The organism is Stenotrophomonas sp. 05L413 (assembly GCF_056397945.1).
This window is the reverse complement of sequence record NZ_JBFTOL010000004.1, coordinates 254081-273033: the sequence shown is the minus strand read 5'-3', so window position 1 is coordinate 273033 and position 18953 is coordinate 254081. Positions and strand designations below refer to the sequence as shown.

The following is an 18953-nucleotide window of genomic DNA, read 5'->3' as shown; positions in this document are numbered from 1 at the left end:
GTCCCGCCTGAACGAGGTTGCCCGGGCCAGGCCCGGACGACATCGCGACGTGCCTTACTCGGCCAGATTGCGCCCATGGAACAGCTCTTCGATCTCACGACGCAGCAGCGCCTCGATCTTCATGCGTTCCTTGAACGACAGGTTCTTGGCCTTCTCTTCGAACAGGTACTGGTCCAGATCGAAGTCCTTCAGGTGCATCTTCGTGTGGAAGATATTTTCCTGATAGACATTGACGTCGAACATCTCGTAACGCGACTTGATGTTCTTGGCCAGGAAGTTCTGGATCGAGTTGATCTTGTGATCGATGTAGTGCTTCTTGCCCTTCACGTCACGAGTGAAGCCACGCACGCGGTAATCCATGATCACGATGTCCGATTCCAGACTCTCGATCAGGTAGTTCAGCGCTTTCAACGGGGAAATCACGCCACAGGTGGCCACATCGATGTCCGCGCGGAACGTGGCGATGCCCTCCTGCGGATGGGTTTCCGGGTACGTATGGACAGTGATGTGGCTCTTGTCCATGTGGGCAACCACGGCGTCGGAGATCAGCTCCTTGCCGGCCTGCTTCTTGTCGATCACCGGCTCTTCCGAGATCAGGATCGTCACCGAGGCACCCTGGGGGTCGTAGTCCTGGCGGGCCACGTTCAGGATGTTCGCGCCGATGATCTCGGCAACGTCGGTCAGGATCTGAGTCAGCCTATCGGCGTTGTACTCTTCATCAATATATTCGATGTAACGCTGACGCTCCTCTTCGGTGCGGGCGTAACAGACGTCATAGATGTTGAAGCTCAGCGCCTTGGTGAGGTTGTTGAAACCCTGCAACCTCAGGCGAGGCAACGGCTTGACCACGGCGGTCGATCCTGTGTGTGGTGGGAAAGAAGTAATTATGGGGCAAAGTGATCGGGGGCGAAACTTGCATTGAAACGAGTACCTGTGCTCGGTTTGCCCTTAACAATTCGGATCGTTAAGCTCCCGGCACATAGCCGTGAATTCTTCATGAGCAATCGGAGCGCCTCAACGTGTCAACTGTGCGCCTTGCCACAAGTCCATTGGCCCTGGATATCGCAACAATCGATCGCTTCCTGGCCCACAGCCACCGCCGCCGTTACCCCGCCCGTACCGACGTGTTCCGTCCAGGCGATCCGGCCGGCACCCTCTACTACGTGATCAGTGGCTCAGTCTCAATAATGGCTGAGGAAGATGACGATCGCGAGCTGGTGCTGGGCTACTTCGGCTCGGGAGAATTCGTCGGTGAGATGGGGCTGTTCGTCGAATCGGACCGGCGCGAGGTGATCCTGCGCACCCGCACCCCGTGCGAGCTGGCCGAGATCAGCTACGAGCGCCTGCATCAGCTGTTCTTGGGCCCGCTCTCGGCCGATGCGCCGCGCCTGCTCTATTCGATCGGCCAGCAGCTCTCCAAGCGCCTGCTCGACACCAGCAGGAAAGCCAGCCGCCTGGCCTTCCTGGATGTGACCGACCGCATCGTGCGGACCCTGCACGATCTTTCCCGCGAGCCGGAGGCGATGAGCCACCCGCAGGGCACCCAGCTGCGCGTCTCGCGCCAGGAACTGGCCCGCCTGGTCGGTTGCTCGCGTGAAATGGCCGGCCGCGTGCTGAAGAAGCTGCAGACCGACGGGCAGCTGCATGCCCGCGGCAAGACCGTCGTTCTGTACGGCACCCGCTGATCGGGCCTTGGTCGTGCCGGCCGCTGGCCGGCAACCCCGCCCATTTGCCGCTAGGCTGTCGGCATGGAGCTTGGCAGCGAATTCTATTGGTTCATCCTGATCGGCCTCGGCGCGCAGCTGATCGATGGCGCGCTGGGCATGGCCTTCGGGCTGGTGTCCTCTTCGGTGCTGCTCAGCATGGGCCTGCCGCCCGCCGCGGTCAGCGCCAGCATCCATACCGCGGAGGTCTTCACCACCGGGGCCTCCGGGGTCTCGCATCTGGTCGCGGGCAATGTGGACCGCCGGTTGTTCCTGCGCCTGGCGTTGCCCGGCGCCGTCGGCGGGGTGGTTGGCGCCTACGTGCTGACCCAGCTGCCTGGCGACGTGATCCGCCCCTTCATCTATATGTATCTGCTGGTGCTGGCGATCTTCATCCTGCTGCGTGCGGCCGGCCGGATGCTGCCGGCCCAGGAAGTGAAGCGCGTCCCGCTGCTGGGCTTCGTGGCCGGCCTGCTGGATGCCAGTGGCGGTGGCGGCTGGGGCCCGGTGGCGACCTCCACCCTGCTCGCCCGCGGCGGCCAGGCGCGCACCACCATCGGCACGGTCAATGCCGCCGAGTTCGTGGTGACCCTGGCGGTGTCGATCACGTTCCTGCTGACCATGGGCGTGCAGTACCTGAACATCGTGGCCGGCCTGTTGATCGGCGGGATGATGGCCGCGCCGGTGGCCGCGATCCTGGTCAAAAAGGTCAAGGAACGCTGGGTGCTGGTGGCCGTTGGCGTGCTGGTGCTCGGCATCAGCCTGTTCCAGATCGGCCATGCGATCGTGCAGTGGCGCGCAGGCTGAGCCGGACGCGACACCTTTTCAACCCTTCCCGGGTGTTTTCAGCGCCGGATCAGACCGGGTCGCCGGCCCGGTCGACACAGCCCCAGTTGAGCACCGGGGTACCCGGCGGCAGCACCTGGCGGAAATAGTCCACCCGTGACGCCTTCGGATTGACCACCACCGGCGCCGTAGCCGCCAGCAGCAGTGGCAGGTCCGCACTGCTGTCGGAATAGGCGACATCGATCTCGCCATAGCCGCGCTCGCGCAGCATCCGCATCTTTTCTTCGTTGTGGCAGTGGCGGGTGGCGATGACCGCGCCCAGGAACGGGCCGACCTCACTGCCGATCACCGGCACGCCCTGATGCGCCACGAAGGCCAGGATCGCGCGGGCCAGTTCCGGCGGTGCGCCGGTGGCGACCACCACGCGGTCGCCGGCGGCGCGGTGACGCGCGAACACCTCCAGCGCGACCGGCAGCAGGCGGCGGCGGATATCGGCCTCGTGCTTGAGGACGTAGCGGTCGATCACCTTGTTGAACTCGCGCGCCCGATGCAGGCCAAACGTGGCGATCCAGACATACCCGGAGATGCCGCGGCGGCGGGTGGGCAGGAAGGCCACCAGCGGGCCGAGCAGCGGCGTGGCGACCAGAGCGGCCAGCAGCCGCAGCGGGTTGCGCTTGATCAGCCAGGCGAACAGATGGCTGCCGGAATCGCCGTCATACAGGGTGTGATCGAAGTCGAAGACCACCAGCGGGGCGTCGTCGCGCGGCGTTGGGTAGATCGCTGTCATGCGCTGAAGAATAGCTGACGCAGGCCCTCGCCGGGCTCTTCCACGCGCATGAAGGCCTCACCGACCAGGAAGGCGTTGACCCCGGCCTGACGCATCACGCTGACATCGGCCGGGCCGAGGATGCCGCTTTCGGTGACCAGCAGGCGGTCGCGCGGCACGGCCTGGCGCATGTCCAGCGTGGTCTGCAGCGACACCTCGAAGGTGCGCAGGTTGCGGTTGTTGATGCCGATCAGCGGCACCGGCACCTGGATGGCGCGCTCGAGCTCGTCGATGTCGTGCACTTCCACCAGCACGTCCATGCCCAGCTGCATGGCCAGGTCGGACAACTCGGCCAGTTGGCGGTCGTCGAGGGCGGCGACGATCAGCAGGATGCAGTCCGCGCCGAGCACGCGCGCTTCGTACACCTGGTAGGCATCGATCACGAAGTCCTTGCGCAGCACCGGCAGCGTGCACGCTTCACGCGCCTGCTGCAGGTAGGCGTCGCTGCCCTGGAAGAAATCCACGTCGGTCAGCACCGACAGGCAGCTGGCGCCGCCGAATTCGTAGCTCACCGCGATGTCGGCCGGATGGAAGTCCGGGCGGATCACGCCCTTGGACGGGCTGGCCTTCTTGATCTCGGCGATCACGGCCGGGTTGCCGGCGGTGATCGAGGCGCGCAGCGCATCAGCGAAGCCGCGTACGGGCGGCGCCTGCTCCACGCGCGCGATCAGTGCTTCAAGCGGCACCTGGGCCCGGCGTGCGGCGACTTCTTCGGCCTTGCGGGCCAGGATGGTATCGAGGATGTCGCTCATGTCATTGGGGGTCCTGGAGGCCGGCCATTATCGACCAGCCCCGCTGAATTCGGAAAACGCGGGCTCAGACGGCCCCGCGGATGCGGCGGGTGGCGGCGACGTACTGCTCCATCCGCGAGCGCGCACTGCCATCGGCCAGCACCGCACGGGCACGGGCCAGACCATCGGCGATGCTGTCGGCGACACCGGCCACGTACAGCGCGGCGCCGGCATTGAGCGCCACGATATCCAGCGCGGGGCCGGGCTGGTTGTCGAGCACACCGCGCAGCATCGCGATGGATTCCGCCGGGCTGTCCACCTTGAGGTTGCGGCTGGCCGACATCGCGATGCCGAAATCTTCCGGATGGATCTCGTACTCGCGCACCTTGCCGTCGCGCAGTTCGCCCACCAGCGTCCCGGCGCCGAGCGAGATCTCATCCATGTTGTCGCGGCCCCACACCACCAGCGCGCGTTCGGCACCGAGTTCGCGCAGCACGCGCGCCTGGATGCCGACCAGATCCGAATGGAACACGCCCATCAACACGTTGGTCGCACCGACCGGATTGGTCAGCGGGCCAAGGATGTTGAAGATCGTACGCACGCCCATTTCGCGGCGCACGGGTGCGACGACCTTCATCGCCGGGTGGTGCATCGGCGCGAACATGAAACCGATGCCGGTTTCGGTGATCGCGCGCGCGACGTCCTCCGGCTGCAGATCGATGATCGCGCCCAGCGCCTCGACCGCATCGGCACTGCCGGACTTGGAAGAGACACTCCGGTTGCCATGCTTGGCCACCTTGGCCCCGGCCGCGGACACCACGAACATCGCGCAGGTGGAGATGTTGAAGGTGTGCGAGCCATCGCCACCGGTGCCGACGATATCCACCAGATGCGTTCTGTCTTCCACCGGCACCGCGCGGGCGAGCTCGCGCATCACGGTGGCGGCACCGGCGATTTCGCCGATGGTTTCCTTCTTGACCCGCAGGCCGGTCAGGATCGCGGCGGTCATCACCGGCGAGACTTCACCGCGCATGATCTGCCGCATCAGGTCGACCATTTCGTCGAAGAAGATTTCGCGGTGCTCGATGGTGCGCTGCAGGGCTTCCTGGGGGGAGAAGGTCATGCGGGGTCCTTTGTGATGCAGGTGCGGCGCGCTCAGCGCTGCAGGAAGTTCTTCAGCAGGGCGTGGCCATGCTCGGTGAGGATCGACTCGGGGTGGAACTGCACGCCCTCGACCGGATGTTCGCGATGGCGCAGGCCCATGATCTCTTCGATCGAGCCGTCCGCGTTCTCCGTCCAGGCGGTCATTTCCAGGCACGCCGGCAGCGTGGTCTTGTCCACCACCAGCGAGTGGTAGCGCGTGGCCTGGTAGCGGTCCGGCAGGCCGGCGAACACGCCCCTGCCTTCATGGCGGATCGGCGAGGTCTTGCCGTGCATGATGTTGCCCGCGCGGATCACATCGCCGCCGTACACCTGGCCGATGCTCTGGTGGCCCAGGCACACGCCCAGGATCGGCGTGGTCGGGCCAAGCCGACGGATCAGCTCCAGCGACACCCCCGCTTCGTTGGGCGTGCACGGGCCAGGCGAGATCACGATGCGCTCGGGCGCGAGCGCGGCGATTTCATCGACGCTCAACGCGTCGTTGCGCACCACCTTCACCTCGGCGCCCAGCGTCTGCAGGTACTGCACGAGGTTGTAGGTGAAGCTGTCGTAGTTGTCGAGCATCAACAACATGGTCAGGGTCCGTCTTGAATGAGGAAAATGGCGTACACGTTCTCGGTGTACGTAATGGGCGCGGCGGTGAGCAGTTCGCCGCCCGACGACGCGCGATAGCGCGATCCGGTCACAGCCACCTTGTCCAGCGTTGCGCTTTCTCCGCCGTAGCCGAAGCCATCCCGGCCGGGCGTGCCCCAGGTGCCGGCCTGCACGCCATAAGCGAAGTTCGGCGCGACGTCGGAAATGCTGTACAGACCGGTGATCTTCGTGCCGTAGGCGCCAGCCAGGCCCTTGGCCGATTCGCGCGTCTGCGCGGCGGCCTCGGCCTTCAGGTCGCCACGCAGGCGGCTTTCACCCGAATACGTGGGTTCAGCGGTACTGACCTGGACCTCGCGGCTGGCCTTCAGTTCGCCCAGGAAGGCTTTCAGCGCCTGCGCGTCCGGGAACTCGGCCTTCAGGTCGCGCCGGGCGGCGGTGCCGTTGAACACCTCCTCATCGTTGCGATAGCGCGTAGATGGCGCGATGCTCAGGTTGGCGGCGAGCACGCTGCCGTCGATGGCGCCATGCTGGGCAAACAGCTGCAGCACCCGCTCGGCGTTGGCCTGTACGCGGGCGCGGGCGGTGTCGGTCTGCATGTCGATCGATTCCAGCGCCACCTTGACCGTGAAGCGGTCCGGCATCACCGTGCGGGTGGCACTGCCCTTGACCAGCAGATGGGGCTGCGAGGGAAGGGTATTGGCCTGCGCCCATGCGGACCCGGCCACCACGGCCAACGTCGACGACAACAGCAATGCGCTCAGCAGCTTCATGCGGTATTCCTTGTCAGAAGGGTGCAAAGGGAGCCGCGGCCAGGCCACGGCGCGGGAAACTCACAGGCCCTTGGCAGCCTGCGCCACGGCACGGAACAGCGCGCGGCCCTTGTTCATCGTCTCGTCCCATTCCTTGCCCGGGTCCGAGTCGTAGACGATGCCGGCACCGGCCTGCACGTGCAGGCGGCCGTCCTTGATCACCGCGGTGCGGATCGCGATGGCGGTGTCGGCATCGCCATGCCAGCCGATGTAGCCGATGCTGCCGGCGTAGACGTTGCGCTTGATCGGTTCCAGCTCGCGGATCACTTCCAGCGCGCGGATCTTCGGCGCACCGCTGACGGTGCCGGCCGGGAACGTCGCGCGCAGCACGTCGGCATAACTCAGGCCCGGCTGCAGTTGCCCGGTGACTTCGCTGACGATGTGCATGACGTGGCTGTAGCGTTCGATCACGAACTGCTCGCCCACTTCCACCGTGCCCGCCTTGGACACGCGGCCGGCATCGTTGCGGCCGAGATCGATCAGCATCAGATGCTCGGCACGCTCCTTGGGATCGGCCAGCAGCTCAACTTCCAGTGCGTTGTCTTCTTCCACCGTGGCGCCGCGCGGGCGGGTGCCGGCGATCGGACGCACGGTGACCTCCCCGTCCTGCAGCCGCACCAGGATCTCCGGCGAGGAGCCGACCACCTGCACGTCGCCGGTATCGAGGAAATACATGTACGGCGAGGGATTGAGCGCACGCAGCGCGCGGTACACATCCACCGGGCGCGCCTTGAACGGCACGCTCAGGCGCTGGCTCAGCACTACCTGGAAGATGTCGCCGGCGCGGATGTATTCCTTGGATTTGTCGACCGCGGCGATGAAGCCTTCGCGGGTGAAGCCGGAGACGAAATCGTTCTCGTCCAGCACATCGCGGGTGATCGGCGCGGGGTAGCCGGCGCCGGGGGCGCGCAGCTTGGCGACCAGCGCATCCAGCTTGGCCTGGGCGTCCTCCCATGCACCGGGCTGGCCCGGGTCGGCATGCACGATCAGGTACAGGCGGCCCTTGAGATTGTCGAACACCGCCAGTTCTTCGGAGTGCAGCAGCAGGATGTCCGGCGTGCCCAGCTCGTCGCGGCCACGCGGCGGTGCCAGGCGAGGTTCGATGTAACCGATGCACTCGAAGCCGAACCAGCCGACCAGGCCACCGGTGAAGCCCGGCAGACCCGCCAGCTTGGGCACCGAGTGGGCGCTGCGCAGCGCCTCCACCTCGGTGAACGGATCGGCGACCTCGCGGGTTTCCACCACGGCGCCGGACTCGCTGATGGTCAGGGTATGGCCGTGGAAGGCATACACCCGGCGTGCCGGCAGGCCGATGATGGAATAGCGCCCGAAGCGTTCGCCGCCCTCGACCGATTCAAACAGATAGGTATGCGGGCCGTCGGCGAGCTTCAGATAGACCGACAGCGGCGTGTCCAGGTCGGACAGCACTTCACGGACGACGGGGATGCGGGTGTGGCCTTCAGCGGCCTGCTGCTGGAACTGCTCGAGCGTAATCAAGACGACTTTCCTTCCGGGAAACGGCGGTGGCGGGACGGACGACGGCAACAGGCCACCATCGCCACCAACGGCGAGCGGAAGAAAGGGTATGCGGGGTCGTCAGAATGGACACCCGGCGACTGTACCGCATTGACGGCACCGGATGGAACCCGGCGCCGCCCATGGCATCAGCCCCGCGACAGCAGCGGGCTGTCCAGCGCCACATGCAGGTTGACCCGGCCCGGCACGCAGTCGATGCGGAAGTGCCGGGCCTGGACCGGCTCGCCATCCAGATTGAGGGTCAGCGGCACGTCGGCCTCGATCTCCACCCACGGCGCCTGCACACGCTCGGCCACCTGCTCCAGCGCGCCGCGCTTGCCACCCTTGACCAACGCGGCAAAGGTGGAGGCGACCTCCCCGCTCAACTCGGGAATCACCGTGATATCGAGCAGACCATCGTCGATCAACGCTTCCGGGCACAGCACCTGCCCGCCGCCGGCCTGACGGCCATTGCCCACGCCGAGTGCGATGAAACCACCGGCCCATTCGAACCCCGGCGCCCGGACACGTGCCTGGATCGGATCGATCCGCCCCAGCCGCGATACCCCCGTGACCAGGTAGGCCAGCCCACCGAGCACCTTCTTCAAGCCCTCATCGGTCTCCACCGTGACCTCGGTGCCGAAACCGCCACTGGCCACGTTCGCGCACCACCACACCTTGCCATCGGCATCGATGCGCAGCAGGTCGACCGGGCGTGCCGGGGCGTGCGTGATCAGCTCCAGCGCCGCCAGCGGTGCATCGGGAATCTCCGCCGCGGTGGCGAAATCATTGGCCGTGCCCAGCGGCAGCAGCCCCAGCGACGGCAATGCATCGGCCCCCTCTTCCCGGTGGGCCAGTGTCTCGGCCACCTCACTGAGGGTGCCGTCGCCGCCGGCCGCGATGATCGTGTCGACCCCATGCGCGATGGCTTCGGCCACATAGCGCTCGGCATCGCCCGATTCCCAGGTCACCCGCACCTCCAGCTGCACCCCGCGCTCACGCAGCGCGGCCACCGCCTCGCGCACATCCTCATTGCCGGTGGCCTTGCCGTTGAGGATCAAACGCCAATGGGGACGGCTCATGCGGTACTTCCAGGGAGTGGGGAAGCGAAGGCTAGCAGCGGACGGCGTGGCCGCCGGTGAACGTCATCAAAGCGTCACCACGGGCCCGGAGAATGGAAGGCCATAGCAAGGAAGATGGATGGAGGCAGGATCAGCCTCCCGCTATTCCCAGGGCCGCATCAGCAATGGTGCGGTCTTTTTTTTGAGGACAGCTCAGCCTGCGGCAAACACCCGCAACGCCTCACCTTCCATCCGGTATACCGTCCACTCGCTCTGCGGCTTCGCGCCGGCGGCTTGGTAGAACTGGATCGCCGGTGCATTCCAGTCCAGCACCGACCACTCGAAACGACCGCAGTTTTCGGCCACGGCGATGCGCGCGATGTGCTGCAGCAGCGCCTTGCCGGCACCGCTGCCGCGCTTTTCCGGGCTGACGTACAGATCTTCCAGATAGATCCCGTTACGGCCCAGCCACGTCGAGTAGTTGTAGAAATACACCGCATACCCGATCGCCACGCCGTCGGCTTCGCAGATCAGCGCGTGCGCCTTCGCCGCCGATCCGAACAGGCTCGCGCGGATGCCCGCTTCGTCGGTCTGCACCGACGACTCGGCCCTCTCGTAGATCGCCAACTCGCGGATGAAGCGCAGGATCAGCCCCGCATCCTCGGCGGTGGCCACGCGGATGGTCACGGCAGCCACCGAGCCCATGGCTCAGCCCCGCGCCGCGGCGACGTTGCCGCGCATCTGCGCGATGATGTCCTGGTAGCTGGTCTTCGCATTGAAGATCGCCGAGCCGGCCACGAACGCATCCGCACCGGCCGCCGCGATGGCGCCGATGTTGTCGGCCTTCACGCCACCGTCGATCTCCAGGCGGATGTCCTTGCCGCGGGCATCGATCTTCTGGCGGATCGCGCGCACCTTGTCCAGCGCCGAGGGAATGAACGCCTGGCCGCCGAAGCCCGGATTGACCGACATCACCAGCACCAGGTCCAGGTCATCGAGCACCCAGTCCAGGATGTCCACCGGCGTGGCCGGATTGAGCACGACGCCTGGCTTGCAGCCCAGCGAACGGATCAGCTGGATCGTGCGGTGCACGTGGCGGCTCGCCTCCGGATGGAAGCTGATGTACGTCGCGCCGGCCTCGGCGAAATCCGGAATGATGCGGTCCACCGGCTCCACCATCAGATGCACGTCGATCGGCGCGGTCACGCCGTGCTTGCGCAGCGCCTGGCAGACCAGCGGGCCGATGGTCAGGTTCGGCACGTAATGGTTGTCCATCACATCGAAATGCACCCAGTCGGCACCGGCCGCGAGCACGTTGTCCACTTCCTCGCCCAAGCGGGCGAAATCGGCGGACAGAATGGAGGGAGCAATGATGCAGTTGGACATGGCCGGGGCCTTCAGGAGGTTGAAAGGGGGCGCCGCGCGGAATCAGCGCTTGCGCAGGATCTTGATGCGGTCGTAGGCGGCATTGAGCTGGCGCGACTTGCGCTCGGCCTGCTGGCGCAGCTCCGGGGCAGCGCCGACCACCTTGTCCGGGTGGTACTGGGACATCAGCCGGCGGTAGGCCAGGTCGATCTCGGCATCGGTCGCCTCGGAGGTCAGCCCCAGCTCGCGGTAGGGGTTTTCCCTGTTCAGCCGGAACCAGTCGGCATCGAAGGCATGCCCCAGCAACAGCCCGAACGCGGCCCCGAACAGCGGATTGGGCCTGCACAGCAGGGCGCCAGCGATGAATCCGAGCAGTTTTCCGTACCAGCGCATGGTGGTCTGGGCAGCCAAGGCGACAAAGGATCCTCATTTTACGTCACAGCGGGCCCAACCCGCTTTACACTAGGCCGCCCGCTGTCTGTGCGGGCCCTCCGGGTCCCCTGGACAGCTGTCATGACGAAGCCTCAGGAGTGCCCGTGCCGACCACGTTGTTGCAATCCGATCTCCCCGGCCTGCCCTTGCGCCATCGCGGCAAGGTGCGTGATGTTTTCGACATTCCGCGCGACCGGCTCCCCGCCGGCACTCCGCCGGGGGACTACCTGCTGATGGTCGCCACCGACCGTCTGTCAGCCTTCGACGTGGTGCTCCCCGATCCGATCCCCGGCAAGGGCGAGATGCTCTGCCAGGTCTCGAACTTCTGGTTCGCCAAGACCGCGCACCTGATGCCCAACCACCTGACCGGCATCGATGTCGCCAGCGTGCTGCCCGAAGGTGTCGATCCGGCCCTGTACGCCAAGCGCGCGGTGGTCACCCGCAAGCTCAAGCCGGTTCCGGTCGAGGCGATCGCCCGCGGCTACCTGATCGGCAGCGGCTGGAAGGACTACCAGCGCACCGGCAAGATCAGCGGCATCGAGCTGCCGGATGGCCTGCGCCAGGCCGAACAGCTGCCCGAACCGATCTTCACCCCCTCGACCAAGGCCGCCGTCGGCGACCATGACGAGAACATCGATTTCGATGCGATGGTTAAGGCGGTGGGTGCGGACCTGGCCGAGCGCGTGCGCGATGCCACCCTGCGCATCTATGCCTTCGCCGCCGATTACGCCCGCGAGCGCGGCATCATCCTGGCCGACACCAAGTTCGAGTTCGGTACCGATGCCGATGGCCGTCTGTACATCATGGACGAGATGCTGACCCCGGATTCCTCGCGCTACTGGCCGGCCGACGAGTACGAGGTGGGCACCAGCCCGCCGAGCTACGACAAGCAGTTCGTCCGCGACTACCTGGAGACGCTGGACTGGGGCAAGACCGCCCCGGGCCCGAGCATCCCGGCCGAGATCATCGAGCGCACCCGCGCCAAGTACGCCGAGGCGCTGCAGCGCCTGGCCGGCATCTCGGTCGACTGACCGGCACGGCGTTCCCCGGCCCTGCGCCGGGGAACGCGGTCTCCGATGCCGCGGCCATGTCGGGCAGCCGATGGAAGGCAGCCGACCAACGGTCGGCTCTGCCGGCGGTATGCTCTGCAGATCCTGGGAGGGAACATGGCCACCACCACCGTCGCACGCCCGATCGACCGCTATTTCGCCAGTTATTCCGACGACCACCGCAATGCGCTGAACCAGCGCATCCACGTCGTGGCCGTCCCGGCGATCGCATGGTCGGTGATTGCCCTGCTGTGGTGCCTGCCGCCGCTGATCACCTGGTTCCAGAACGGGATCTGGGCCGGCCTGGCGATGTTCGCCGCCTGGTGCTTCTACAACCGCCTGTCGCGCACGCTGGGCTACGGCATGCTGGCGTTCTTCTTCGTCAGCGGCTGCGTCTGCCGGCTGCTGGAAGCCGAAATCGGCCTGGTGAACCTGTTCTGGCTGGCCCTGGGCGTCTTCGCCGTGGCCTGGGTCGCGCAGTTCATCGGCCACAAGCATGAAGGCCGCAAGCCGAGCTTCCTGACCGATCTGGTCTACCTGCTGATCGGCCCGCTGTGGGTGCTGGCCAAGCTCTACCGCCGGATGGACTGGCGCTACTGACCGGTTTTTCCTGAACGAGCGGGCGCGCTCACCGGCACTCCACGCCGGACCGTCCAGCATCGTGCCCAGTGACCTTTCGAGCGACGGTCACCGTTCATCTTCGTGCACATCCATGCGGTCCCGCAGGCCCTGCGACGACTGGTTCCAGACCCGTTTCGACGGGCGCCGGGAGGCCACAGTCGGCAAAGTCGCCAGCGGGTCTCCATACGGCCGCCGACGCGCCCGAATGGGACCGCGCGCCGCCCTGAAAAAATGAATCAGCGCACGTTACATGCAATTGAGGGCGTATTCGGGTGTATCGGCAGCAATTGCCTGCCTGTTAGACTGAACGACCTGCTCGTGAATCCCGCATTCCCTGCATGAATCCTAGTCTGCTCCTGCTGCTCGCCCTGCCCTTCCTGATGGCAGTGGCCGTCGCTTCATTCCGCCGCACCTCCCGCTCCACGGCCGCCTGGGTAGCCGCGGCCGCTCCGCTGGGAGGACTGGCGCTGTTGGCGACGATGACCCCGGCCGTCATGGACGGCGGGATCGTCCGCAGTTACGGGGAGTGGATACCGCAGATCGGCCTGGCCTTCTCGCTGCGCCTGGATGGCCTGGCCTGGATGTTCGCCGGGATGGTGCTGGCGATCGGCGCATTGGTGGTGATGTACGCCCACTACTACCTCAGTGCCCGCGACAGCGCCCACCGCTTCTACTGCTACCTGCTGCTGTTCATGGGCGCCATGCTGGGCATGGTGCTCTCGGGCAACCTGTTGCTGTTGATGGTGTTCTGGGAAATGACCAGCATCAGCTCGTTCCTGCTGATCGGCTTCTGGTCGCACCGCCAGGATGCCCGCGAGGGCGCCCGGATGGCCCTGGTGGTCACCGGCGGCGGCGGGCTGGCGCTGCTCGGCGGCGTGCTGCTGATCGGCCGCATCGTGGGTAGCTTCGAGCTGGATGCGGTGCTCGCCGCCGGCGATCTGATCCGCGCCAGTTCGCTGTACCCGTATGCCCTGTTCCTCGTCCTGGCCGGCATCTTCACCAAGAGCGCCCAGTTCCCGTTCCACTTCTGGCTGCCGCACGCGATGGCCGCGCCGACGCCCGTCTCGGCCTACCTGCATTCGGCGACGATGGTCAAAGCCGGCGTGTTCCTGCTGGCGCGGTTGCACCCGGCGCTGGCCGGCACCGATCTGTTCTTCTATACGGTCAGCGGCATCGGGGCGATCACCCTGCTGATCGGCGCCTGGAACGCGATCTTCCAGCATGACCTCAAAGGCCTGCTGGCCTATTCGACGATCTCCCATCTGGGCCTGATCACCATGCTGTTCGGCCTGTCCACGCCGATGGCGGTGGTGGCCGGCGTGTTCCACATCCTCAACCACGCCACCTTCAAGGCCTCGCTGTTCATGGCCGCCGGCATCATCGACCATGAGACCGGCACCCGTGACATGCGCAAGCTGGGCGGGTTGCGGCGGTTGATGCCGATCACCAGCGCGCTGGCGATCATCGCCTCGCTGGCGATGGCCGGTATTCCGCTGCTCAACGGCTTCCTGTCCAAGGAAATGCTGTTCGCCGAAGCGCTGACCGCGGGCGGCCCGGAAACCATGCGCGTGGTGATGTCGATCGCCGCGCTGCTGGCCGGCGTGTTCGGCGTGGCCTACAGCCTGCGCTTCGTGCACGACACCTTCTTCGGCAACGGCCCACACGATCTGGACCGCGTCCCACATGAGCCGCCGCGCTTCATGAAGGTGCCCGTGGAGATCCTGGTCGTGGTCTGCGTGGCCGTCGGCGTCGCCCCGGCGATCACCATCGCCCCGGTGCTGCATGCGGCCGCCTCCTCGATCCTGGGCGCGGCGATGCCGGCCTACAGCCTCTCGGTCTGGCACGGGTTCAACACCCCGTTGATGATGAGCATCGCCGGCGTGATCGGCGGTATCGCGCTGTACTTCGGCCTGCGCCGCCTGATCAACCTGCATGCGGTGGTCAGTCGCAGCATCGGCCGCAATATTTTCCACAAGCAGCTGGACCTGGTGTTCGGCTTCGCCCACCGCCTCACCCAGGGCCTGGCCAACGGCAGCCTGCAGCGCATGCTGATGGCGCTGGTGGTGGTGGCGATCATCGTCGCCGTGGCACCGTTCGTGGCCAACCCGGCCTCGCCCAACTGGCCCTCGCCGCAGCCGATCCCACTGCTGGGCTGGGCGCTGTGGCTGGTGATGATGGCCTGCGCGCTGGGCGCACTGTTTGTCTACCGGCAGCGCCTGCTGGCGGTGCTGGTGGTCGGCGGCGTCGGCCTGATGGTCTCGCTGACCTTCGTGTTCCTCTCCGCGCCCGATCTGGCCCTGACCCAGCTGCTGGTGGAGATGGTCACCCTGGTGCTGATGCTGCTGGGCATGAACTACCTGCCGATCCAGTCGCCACCGGAGAAGTCGGTCTGGCGCAAGCGGCGCGATGCGGTGATCGCGATCGTCGCCGGTGGCGGCCTGGCCGCGATGGCCTACACCGCCATGACGTTGCCGCCCAACACCATGGCCGGCGAACTGCTGGCGCGTGCGCTGCCGGAAGCCTATGGGCAGAACGTGGTCAACGTGATCCTGGTCGACTTCCGTGGCTTTGATACCTTCGGTGAAATCACCGTGTTCGGCATCGCCGCGCTGGTGGTGCACGCCATGCTGCGCCGCTCGCGGATGGCGCCGGAACAGATCATGCCCGGCCCGCCGATCAAGCTGCCGGTGCCGGCCGATCTGGCCCAGATCATGTTCCCGCTGACCCTGACCGTCTCGATCTTCCTGTTCCTGCGCGGCCACAACGCGCCCGGCGGCGGCTTCATCGCCGGCCTGGTGCTGGCCGTGCCGCTGCTGATCCAGTACGTCATCCAGGGCACCACCTCGGTGGAATCGCGCTTCGGCTTCGATTACATCCGCTGCATCGGTGCCGGCCTGCTGATCGCCATCCTCAGTGGCTGCGCGTCGATGCTGTTCGGCGTGCCGTTCCTGACCAGCGGCCATCTGGACCTGCACATTCCGCTGATCGGCGAGGTACCGCTGGCCAGCGCGATCGGCTTCGATACCGGCGTGTACCTGGTGGTATTTGGTGGCGTGATGCTGATGCTCTCGATGATGGGCACGATCAAGCCCTCGCGCACCCGCAATGCCCGTAAAGGCGAAATCGATCCCAACCGCCGTTCGGCAAAAACCGGGGAGATGCACTGATGGAACTGGCTCTGGCAAGCGCCATCGGCGTGCTGAGCGCGATCGGCATCTACCTGTTGCTGCGCGCGCGCAGCTTCGATGTGATCCTCGGCATGACCTTCCTGTCGTATGCGACCAACCTGCTGATCTTTGCCGGCGGCCGGCTGGTGCAGGGCAAGGCGCCGGTGCTGCGTGAGGGCATCGACAGCGATCTGGGCAACTACACCGATCCGCTGCCGCAGGCGCTGGTGCTGACCGCCATCGTGATCGCGTTCGCGATGACGGCGGTCAGCATCGTGCTGGCGATGCGCAGCCGCAGCGACAACCACAGCGACCACGTGGACGCGCACGAAGAAGAAGAGCTTCCCGCCGATACCGCGCCGGGCCGGGAGGGCGGCGCATGAACCATGCGGTGATCCTGCCCATCCTGATTCCGCTGTTCGGCGCGGCCTGCTCGCTGTTCGTCGAGCATCGCCGCTACGGGCCGAAGGTGCAGCGCACGGTGGCGTGGACCACGCTGACCGCGCTCGCCGCAGCCGTCGCGCTGCTGTTCGCGCAGACCGCTGATGGCAGCATCGCGGTGTACCTGCTGGGTGACTGGCCCTCGCGGCTGGGCATCGCGCTGGTGGCCGACCGCCTCTCGGCATGGATGCTGGTGACCACACTGCTGCTGGCCATCCCTTGCCTGCTGCACGCCTGCTCGGGCTGGGACCGCCGCGCGCCGCACTTCCATGCCTTGTTCCAGTTCCAGCTGGTCGGCCTCAACGGCGCGTTCCTGACCGGCGATATCTTCAATCTGTTCGTGTTCTTCGAGGTGATGCTGATCGCCTCCTACGGCCTGCTGCTCAGCGGCGGGCGCGGCCTGCGCATGCGCATCGGCCTGCACTACGTGGTGTTCAACGTCACCGCCTCCACCCTGTTCCTGATCGCACTCGGCCTGCTGTACGCCTCGCTGGGCTCGCTCAACATGGCCGAACTGTCGCAGCGCATCGCTGAAGTGCCGGCCTCCCACCTGACCCTGGTCAAGGCGACCATGGGGCTGTTGCTGCTGGTGTTCTGCAGCAAGGCCGCGCTGATGCCGCTGTACCTGTGGTTGCCCGAAGCGTATGCGCGTGCGCCGGCCGCGGTGGCCGCGCTGTTCGCGATCATGACCAAGGTCGGCCTGTACGCGGTGCTGCGGGTCAGCACCCTGTGGTTCGGCGAGGGTGCCGGCCCGATGGCCGGCTACGGCAGCCAGTGGCTGCTCTGGGCCGGTGTGGCCACCCTCGTGCTGGGCGGCCTGGGCGTGCTCGCTGCGGCACGCCTGCGCGTGCTGATCTCCTACCTGGTGGTGGTCTCGGCGGCGACGCTGTTCATCGCGTTCTCGGTGCGTACGCCCGAAGTGCTCTCGGCCGGCCTCTACTACCTGCCGCACAGCACCTTCGTGGCCGCCGCGCTGTTCCTCATTGCCGATCTGATCCGCCGCCGCCGCGGCGGTGCCAGCGATCGCAAGGAAGTCATCGCGCCGATGCCGGGCAAGGAAACGCCGGCGGTGCTGTTCCTGATCGGTGCGGTGTCGGTCGCGGGCCTGCCGCCGTTGTCCGGCTTCCTGGCCAAGGCTGCGCTGCTGGCCGGCATGCCGGCGCAGTACACCTGGGCGGTGTGGGCCGCGGTGCTGGGCAGCAGCCTGATGGTCATCGTCGGCCTGACCCGTGGCGGCATCCGCCTGTTCTGGCGCGTGCCGGTGGTCGAAGAAGGCGCACCCAAGCCGCGCAAGGCGCCGACGCGCACCGTGGAATTGTTCGCCGCCGCGCTGCTGCTCAGCTATGGCATCGCGATGAGCGTGTTCGCCGGCCCGCTGATGCAGCACACCGATGCGATGGCCACCCAGTTGCTGCAGCCCCAGGACTATGTGGGTGAACTGCGCGCCACCACGCCGGAGATCCGCCAGCCATGACGCGCAAGCCTTCCCTGTACAAGCGCATTCTGCCCTCGCCCTCGCTGAGCGTGATGGTGGTGGCGTTCTGGCTGTTGATGTCCGACAGCTTCACCCTGGGCCAGTTCGTGCTTGGCATGATCCTGGGCGTGGTGGTGCCGCTGTTCGCCGCCCGGCTGGACCGCGAGTTCGCGCGGATCGGCTCGCTCAAGCCCCTCCCCAAACTGTTGTTCGTGACCCTGTGGGACATCCTGATCTCCAACATCCGGGTGGCGATCCAGGTGCTGGGGCCGGAGCGCCGCATCCACCCCGGTTTCATCTGGCTGCCGCTGGATATCGCCAACATCCACGGCATCGCCGCGCTCACCAGCATGATCACGTTGACCCCGGGCACGGTCTCGGCCGCCTTGTCCGACGACCGCAGGTATCTGCTGGTGCACGTGCTGCATCTGGATGATCCGGATGAACTGATCCGGCAGATCAAATCCCGCTACGAAGCCCCGCTGATGGAGATTTTCCCATGACCGGATACATGTTCATCCAGACCACGATGGTGGTGTGCATGCACGTGGTCGGCCTGGCCATGCTGCTGGCCACCTGGCGCCTGCTGCGCGGCCCCACCGTGCCCGATCGCATCCTTGCGCTGGACACCTTGTCGGTGACGGCCATCGCTGAACTCATGTTGTTCGGCATGTACCTCAACTCGGCGGTGTATTTCGAAGCCGCGCTGATCATCGCCATGCTCGGCTTCGGCAGCACGGTGGTGCTGAGCAAGTTCGTGCTGCGCCGGGACATCGTCGAATGATCACCTTCATCCAGATCGTGCTGTCGATCCTGCTGCTGTTCGGCTGCTTCTTCATCCTGGTCGGCGCGCTCGGCCTGGTGAAGCTCTCCACCTTCTTCAAGCGCCTGCACGCACCGACCAAGGCCAGCACGCTGGGCGTGGGCTGCGTGCTGGTCGGCTCGGTCTGTTATCACATCTTCCTCGGCGAAGACCCGCAGCCGCGTGAGCTGCTGATCACCGTGTTCCTGTTCATCACCGCACCGATCAGTGCGCACATGATGGCCAAGGCCGCGTTGTCGCTGCTGATGGAAACCCGGCCGGACCTGCCGGGCCACAAGACCGCCAAGGAAGAACAGTTGCCGCCGCCGGAGCCGCGCCATCCGGGCGACACCGAGGGTGCCAAGGCCCCCGTTTCCCGGGACAGCCAGTAGAGCCGACCGCTGGTCGGCTGCAGG

21 protein-coding genes are annotated in these 18953 nt (G+C 66.3%); 10 read left to right on the top strand and 11 right to left on the bottom strand.

Annotation, left to right across the window (positions count from 1 at the left end):
• Nucleotides 1-54 precede the first annotated feature (54 nt).
• Nucleotides 55-849, bottom strand: a complete 795-nt coding sequence (speD, locus tag AC1DIQ_RS10525) for an adenosylmethionine decarboxylase (RefSeq protein ID WP_019185315.1) — start codon at nt 847-849, stop codon at nt 55-57.
• Between the two features lie 170 nt (nt 850-1019).
• On the opposite strand from speD, the gene crp reads away from it, so the two are divergent.
• Together crp and AC1DIQ_RS10515 are read left to right on the top strand one after the other, a co-directional pair.
• Nucleotides 1020-1685, top strand: a complete 666-nt coding sequence (gene crp, locus AC1DIQ_RS10520) for a cAMP-activated global transcriptional regulator CRP (protein ID WP_088433580.1) — start codon at nt 1020-1022, stop codon at nt 1683-1685.
• A gap of 63 nt (nt 1686-1748) precedes the next feature.
• The gene (locus tag AC1DIQ_RS10515; protein WP_121040611.1) at nt 1749-2510 is read left to right on the top strand and encodes a sulfite exporter TauE/SafE family protein; all 762 of its coding nucleotides are present in this window, start codon (nt 1749-1751) and stop codon (nt 2508-2510) included.
• 49 nt (nt 2511-2559) lie between these two features.
• Here the strand turns inward: AC1DIQ_RS10515 and AC1DIQ_RS10510 are convergent, their stop codons facing one another.
• The 10 genes from AC1DIQ_RS10510 to AC1DIQ_RS10465 all read right to left on the bottom strand — a co-directional run bounded on the left by AC1DIQ_RS10510 (nt 2560) and on the right by AC1DIQ_RS10465 (nt 10944).
• Nucleotides 2560-3276: a haloacid dehalogenase-like hydrolase gene (locus AC1DIQ_RS10510; protein ID WP_282263863.1), complete on the bottom strand. Its 717-nt coding sequence runs from the start codon at nt 3274-3276 to the stop codon at nt 2560-2562.
• The gene (gene trpC, locus AC1DIQ_RS10505) at nt 3273-4067 is read right to left on the bottom strand and encodes an indole-3-glycerol phosphate synthase TrpC (protein ID WP_152150916.1); all 795 of its coding nucleotides are present in this window, start codon (nt 4065-4067) and stop codon (nt 3273-3275) included. The genes AC1DIQ_RS10510 and trpC overlap by 4 nt, the downstream gene beginning before the upstream one ends.
• 64 nt (nt 4068-4131) lie before the next feature.
• Nucleotides 4132-5169 (bottom strand): anthranilate phosphoribosyltransferase, encoded by a 1038-nt coding sequence (gene trpD / locus AC1DIQ_RS10500; RefSeq protein ID WP_121040617.1) that lies wholly within the window; start codon nt 5167-5169, stop codon nt 4132-4134.
• Nucleotides 5170-5201: 32 nt separating this feature from the next.
• Entirely contained in the window at nt 5202-5780 is a 579-nt protein-coding gene (locus AC1DIQ_RS10495; RefSeq protein ID WP_121040619.1) for an anthranilate synthase component II, read from the bottom strand.
• Nucleotides 5781-5782: 2 nt separating this feature from the next.
• The gene (locus AC1DIQ_RS10490) at nt 5783-6571 is read right to left on the bottom strand and encodes an SIMPL domain-containing protein (RefSeq protein WP_121040621.1); all 789 of its coding nucleotides are present in this window, start codon (nt 6569-6571) and stop codon (nt 5783-5785) included.
• A 60-nt stretch (nt 6572-6631) separates the two neighbouring features.
• Entirely contained in the window at nt 6632-8107 is a 1476-nt protein-coding gene (gene trpE, locus AC1DIQ_RS10485; protein ID WP_152150913.1) for an anthranilate synthase component I, read from the bottom strand.
• Between the two features lie 167 nt (nt 8108-8274).
• A complete protein-coding gene (gene yegS / locus AC1DIQ_RS10480; RefSeq protein ID WP_282263867.1) occupies nt 8275-9207 on the bottom strand; it encodes a lipid kinase YegS in 933 nt (310 codons plus the stop codon).
• 192 nt (nt 9208-9399) lie between these two features.
• On the bottom strand, nt 9400-9882 hold the full coding sequence (locus AC1DIQ_RS10475; RefSeq protein ID WP_478049989.1) for an N-acetyltransferase family protein: 483 nt from the start codon (nt 9880-9882) through the stop codon (nt 9400-9402).
• Nucleotides 9883-9894: 12 nt separating this feature from the next.
• Nucleotides 9895-10572 carry a ribulose-phosphate 3-epimerase gene (rpe, locus tag AC1DIQ_RS10470; RefSeq protein WP_478049988.1) on the bottom strand — a complete coding sequence of 226 codons (678 nt, stop codon included), beginning with the start codon at nt 10570-10572 and terminating at the stop codon, nt 9895-9897.
• Nucleotides 10573-10614: 42 nt separating this feature from the next.
• Nucleotides 10615-10944, bottom strand: coding sequence for a J domain-containing protein (locus AC1DIQ_RS10465; protein ID WP_478050108.1), 330 nt, complete (start codon nt 10942-10944; stop codon nt 10615-10617).
• Nucleotides 10945-11087: 143 nt separating this feature from the next.
• Here AC1DIQ_RS10465 and AC1DIQ_RS10460 point away from each other — a divergent pair, with 143 nt between their 5' ends.
• The 8 genes from AC1DIQ_RS10460 (at nt 11088) to AC1DIQ_RS10425 (ending at nt 18929) form a co-directional block, all read left to right on the top strand.
• The gene (locus AC1DIQ_RS10460) at nt 11088-12014 is read left to right on the top strand and encodes a phosphoribosylaminoimidazolesuccinocarboxamide synthase (protein WP_019185298.1); all 927 of its coding nucleotides are present in this window, start codon (nt 11088-11090) and stop codon (nt 12012-12014) included.
• A gap of 135 nt (nt 12015-12149) precedes the next feature.
• On the top strand, nt 12150-12632 hold the full coding sequence (locus AC1DIQ_RS10455; RefSeq protein WP_121040632.1) for an Mpo1 family 2-hydroxy fatty acid dioxygenase: 483 nt from the start codon (nt 12150-12152) through the stop codon (nt 12630-12632).
• Between the two features lie 359 nt (nt 12633-12991).
• Entirely contained in the window at nt 12992-15820 is a 2829-nt protein-coding gene (locus AC1DIQ_RS10450; protein ID WP_121040634.1) for a monovalent cation/H+ antiporter subunit A, read from the top strand.
• Nucleotides 15820-16203, top strand: a complete 384-nt coding sequence (locus AC1DIQ_RS10445) for a Na+/H+ antiporter subunit C (protein ID WP_019185295.1) — start codon at nt 15820-15822, stop codon at nt 16201-16203. The genes AC1DIQ_RS10450 and AC1DIQ_RS10445 overlap by 1 nt, the downstream gene beginning before the upstream one ends.
• Entirely contained in the window at nt 16200-17735 is a 1536-nt protein-coding gene (locus AC1DIQ_RS10440) for a monovalent cation/H+ antiporter subunit D (protein ID WP_123729955.1), read from the top strand. Before AC1DIQ_RS10445 ends, AC1DIQ_RS10440 begins: the two co-directional genes overlap by 4 nt.
• A complete protein-coding gene (locus AC1DIQ_RS10435) occupies nt 17732-18238 on the top strand; it encodes a Na+/H+ antiporter subunit E (protein WP_123729954.1) in 507 nt (168 codons plus the stop codon). Before AC1DIQ_RS10440 ends, AC1DIQ_RS10435 begins: the two co-directional genes overlap by 4 nt.
• Nucleotides 18235-18519: a K+/H+ antiporter subunit F gene (locus AC1DIQ_RS10430; protein WP_070472350.1), complete on the top strand. Its 285-nt coding sequence runs from the start codon at nt 18235-18237 to the stop codon at nt 18517-18519. The genes AC1DIQ_RS10435 and AC1DIQ_RS10430 overlap by 4 nt, the downstream gene beginning before the upstream one ends.
• On the top strand, nt 18516-18929 hold the full coding sequence (locus AC1DIQ_RS10425) for a Na+/H+ antiporter subunit G (RefSeq protein WP_121040642.1): 414 nt from the start codon (nt 18516-18518) through the stop codon (nt 18927-18929). Before AC1DIQ_RS10430 ends, AC1DIQ_RS10425 begins: the two co-directional genes overlap by 4 nt.
• Nucleotides 18930-18953: the final 24 nt, after the last annotated feature.

Coding starts and splice junctions, on each gene's coding strand:
- AC1DIQ_RS10515 (WP_121040611.1), top strand. CDS start 1,749: ATGGAGCTTGGCAGCGAATTCTATTGGTTCATCCTGATCGGCCTCGGC.
- AC1DIQ_RS10510 (WP_282263863.1), bottom strand. CDS start 3,276: ATGACAGCGATCTACCCAACGCCGCGCGACGACGCCCCGCTGGTGGTC.
- trpC (WP_152150916.1), bottom strand. CDS start 4,067: ATGAGCGACATCCTCGATACCATCCTGGCCCGCAAGGCCGAAGAAGTC.
- trpD (WP_121040617.1), bottom strand. CDS start 5,169: ATGACCTTCTCCCCCCAGGAAGCCCTGCAGCGCACCATCGAGCACCGC.
- AC1DIQ_RS10495 (WP_121040619.1), bottom strand. CDS start 5,780: ATGTTGTTGATGCTCGACAACTACGACAGCTTCACCTACAACCTCGTG.
- AC1DIQ_RS10490 (WP_121040621.1), bottom strand. CDS start 6,571: ATGAAGCTGCTGAGCGCATTGCTGTTGTCGTCGACGTTGGCCGTGGTG.
- yegS (WP_282263867.1), bottom strand. CDS start 9,207: ATGAGCCGTCCCCATTGGCGTTTGATCCTCAACGGCAAGGCCACCGGC.
- rpe (WP_478049988.1), bottom strand. CDS start 10,572: ATGTCCAACTGCATCATTGCTCCCTCCATTCTGTCCGCCGATTTCGCC.
- AC1DIQ_RS10465 (WP_478050108.1), bottom strand. CDS start 10,944: ATGCGCTGGTACGGAAAACTGCTCGGATTCATCGCTGGCGCCCTGCTG.
- AC1DIQ_RS10455 (WP_121040632.1), top strand. CDS start 12,150: ATGGCCACCACCACCGTCGCACGCCCGATCGACCGCTATTTCGCCAGT.
- AC1DIQ_RS10450 (WP_121040634.1), top strand. CDS start 12,992: ATGAATCCTAGTCTGCTCCTGCTGCTCGCCCTGCCCTTCCTGATGGCA.
- AC1DIQ_RS10445 (WP_019185295.1), top strand. CDS start 15,820: ATGGAACTGGCTCTGGCAAGCGCCATCGGCGTGCTGAGCGCGATCGGC.
- AC1DIQ_RS10440 (WP_123729955.1), top strand. CDS start 16,200: ATGAACCATGCGGTGATCCTGCCCATCCTGATTCCGCTGTTCGGCGCG.
- AC1DIQ_RS10435 (WP_123729954.1), top strand. CDS start 17,732: ATGACGCGCAAGCCTTCCCTGTACAAGCGCATTCTGCCCTCGCCCTCG.
- AC1DIQ_RS10430 (WP_070472350.1), top strand. CDS start 18,235: ATGACCGGATACATGTTCATCCAGACCACGATGGTGGTGTGCATGCAC.
- AC1DIQ_RS10425 (WP_121040642.1), top strand. CDS start 18,516: ATGATCACCTTCATCCAGATCGTGCTGTCGATCCTGCTGCTGTTCGGC.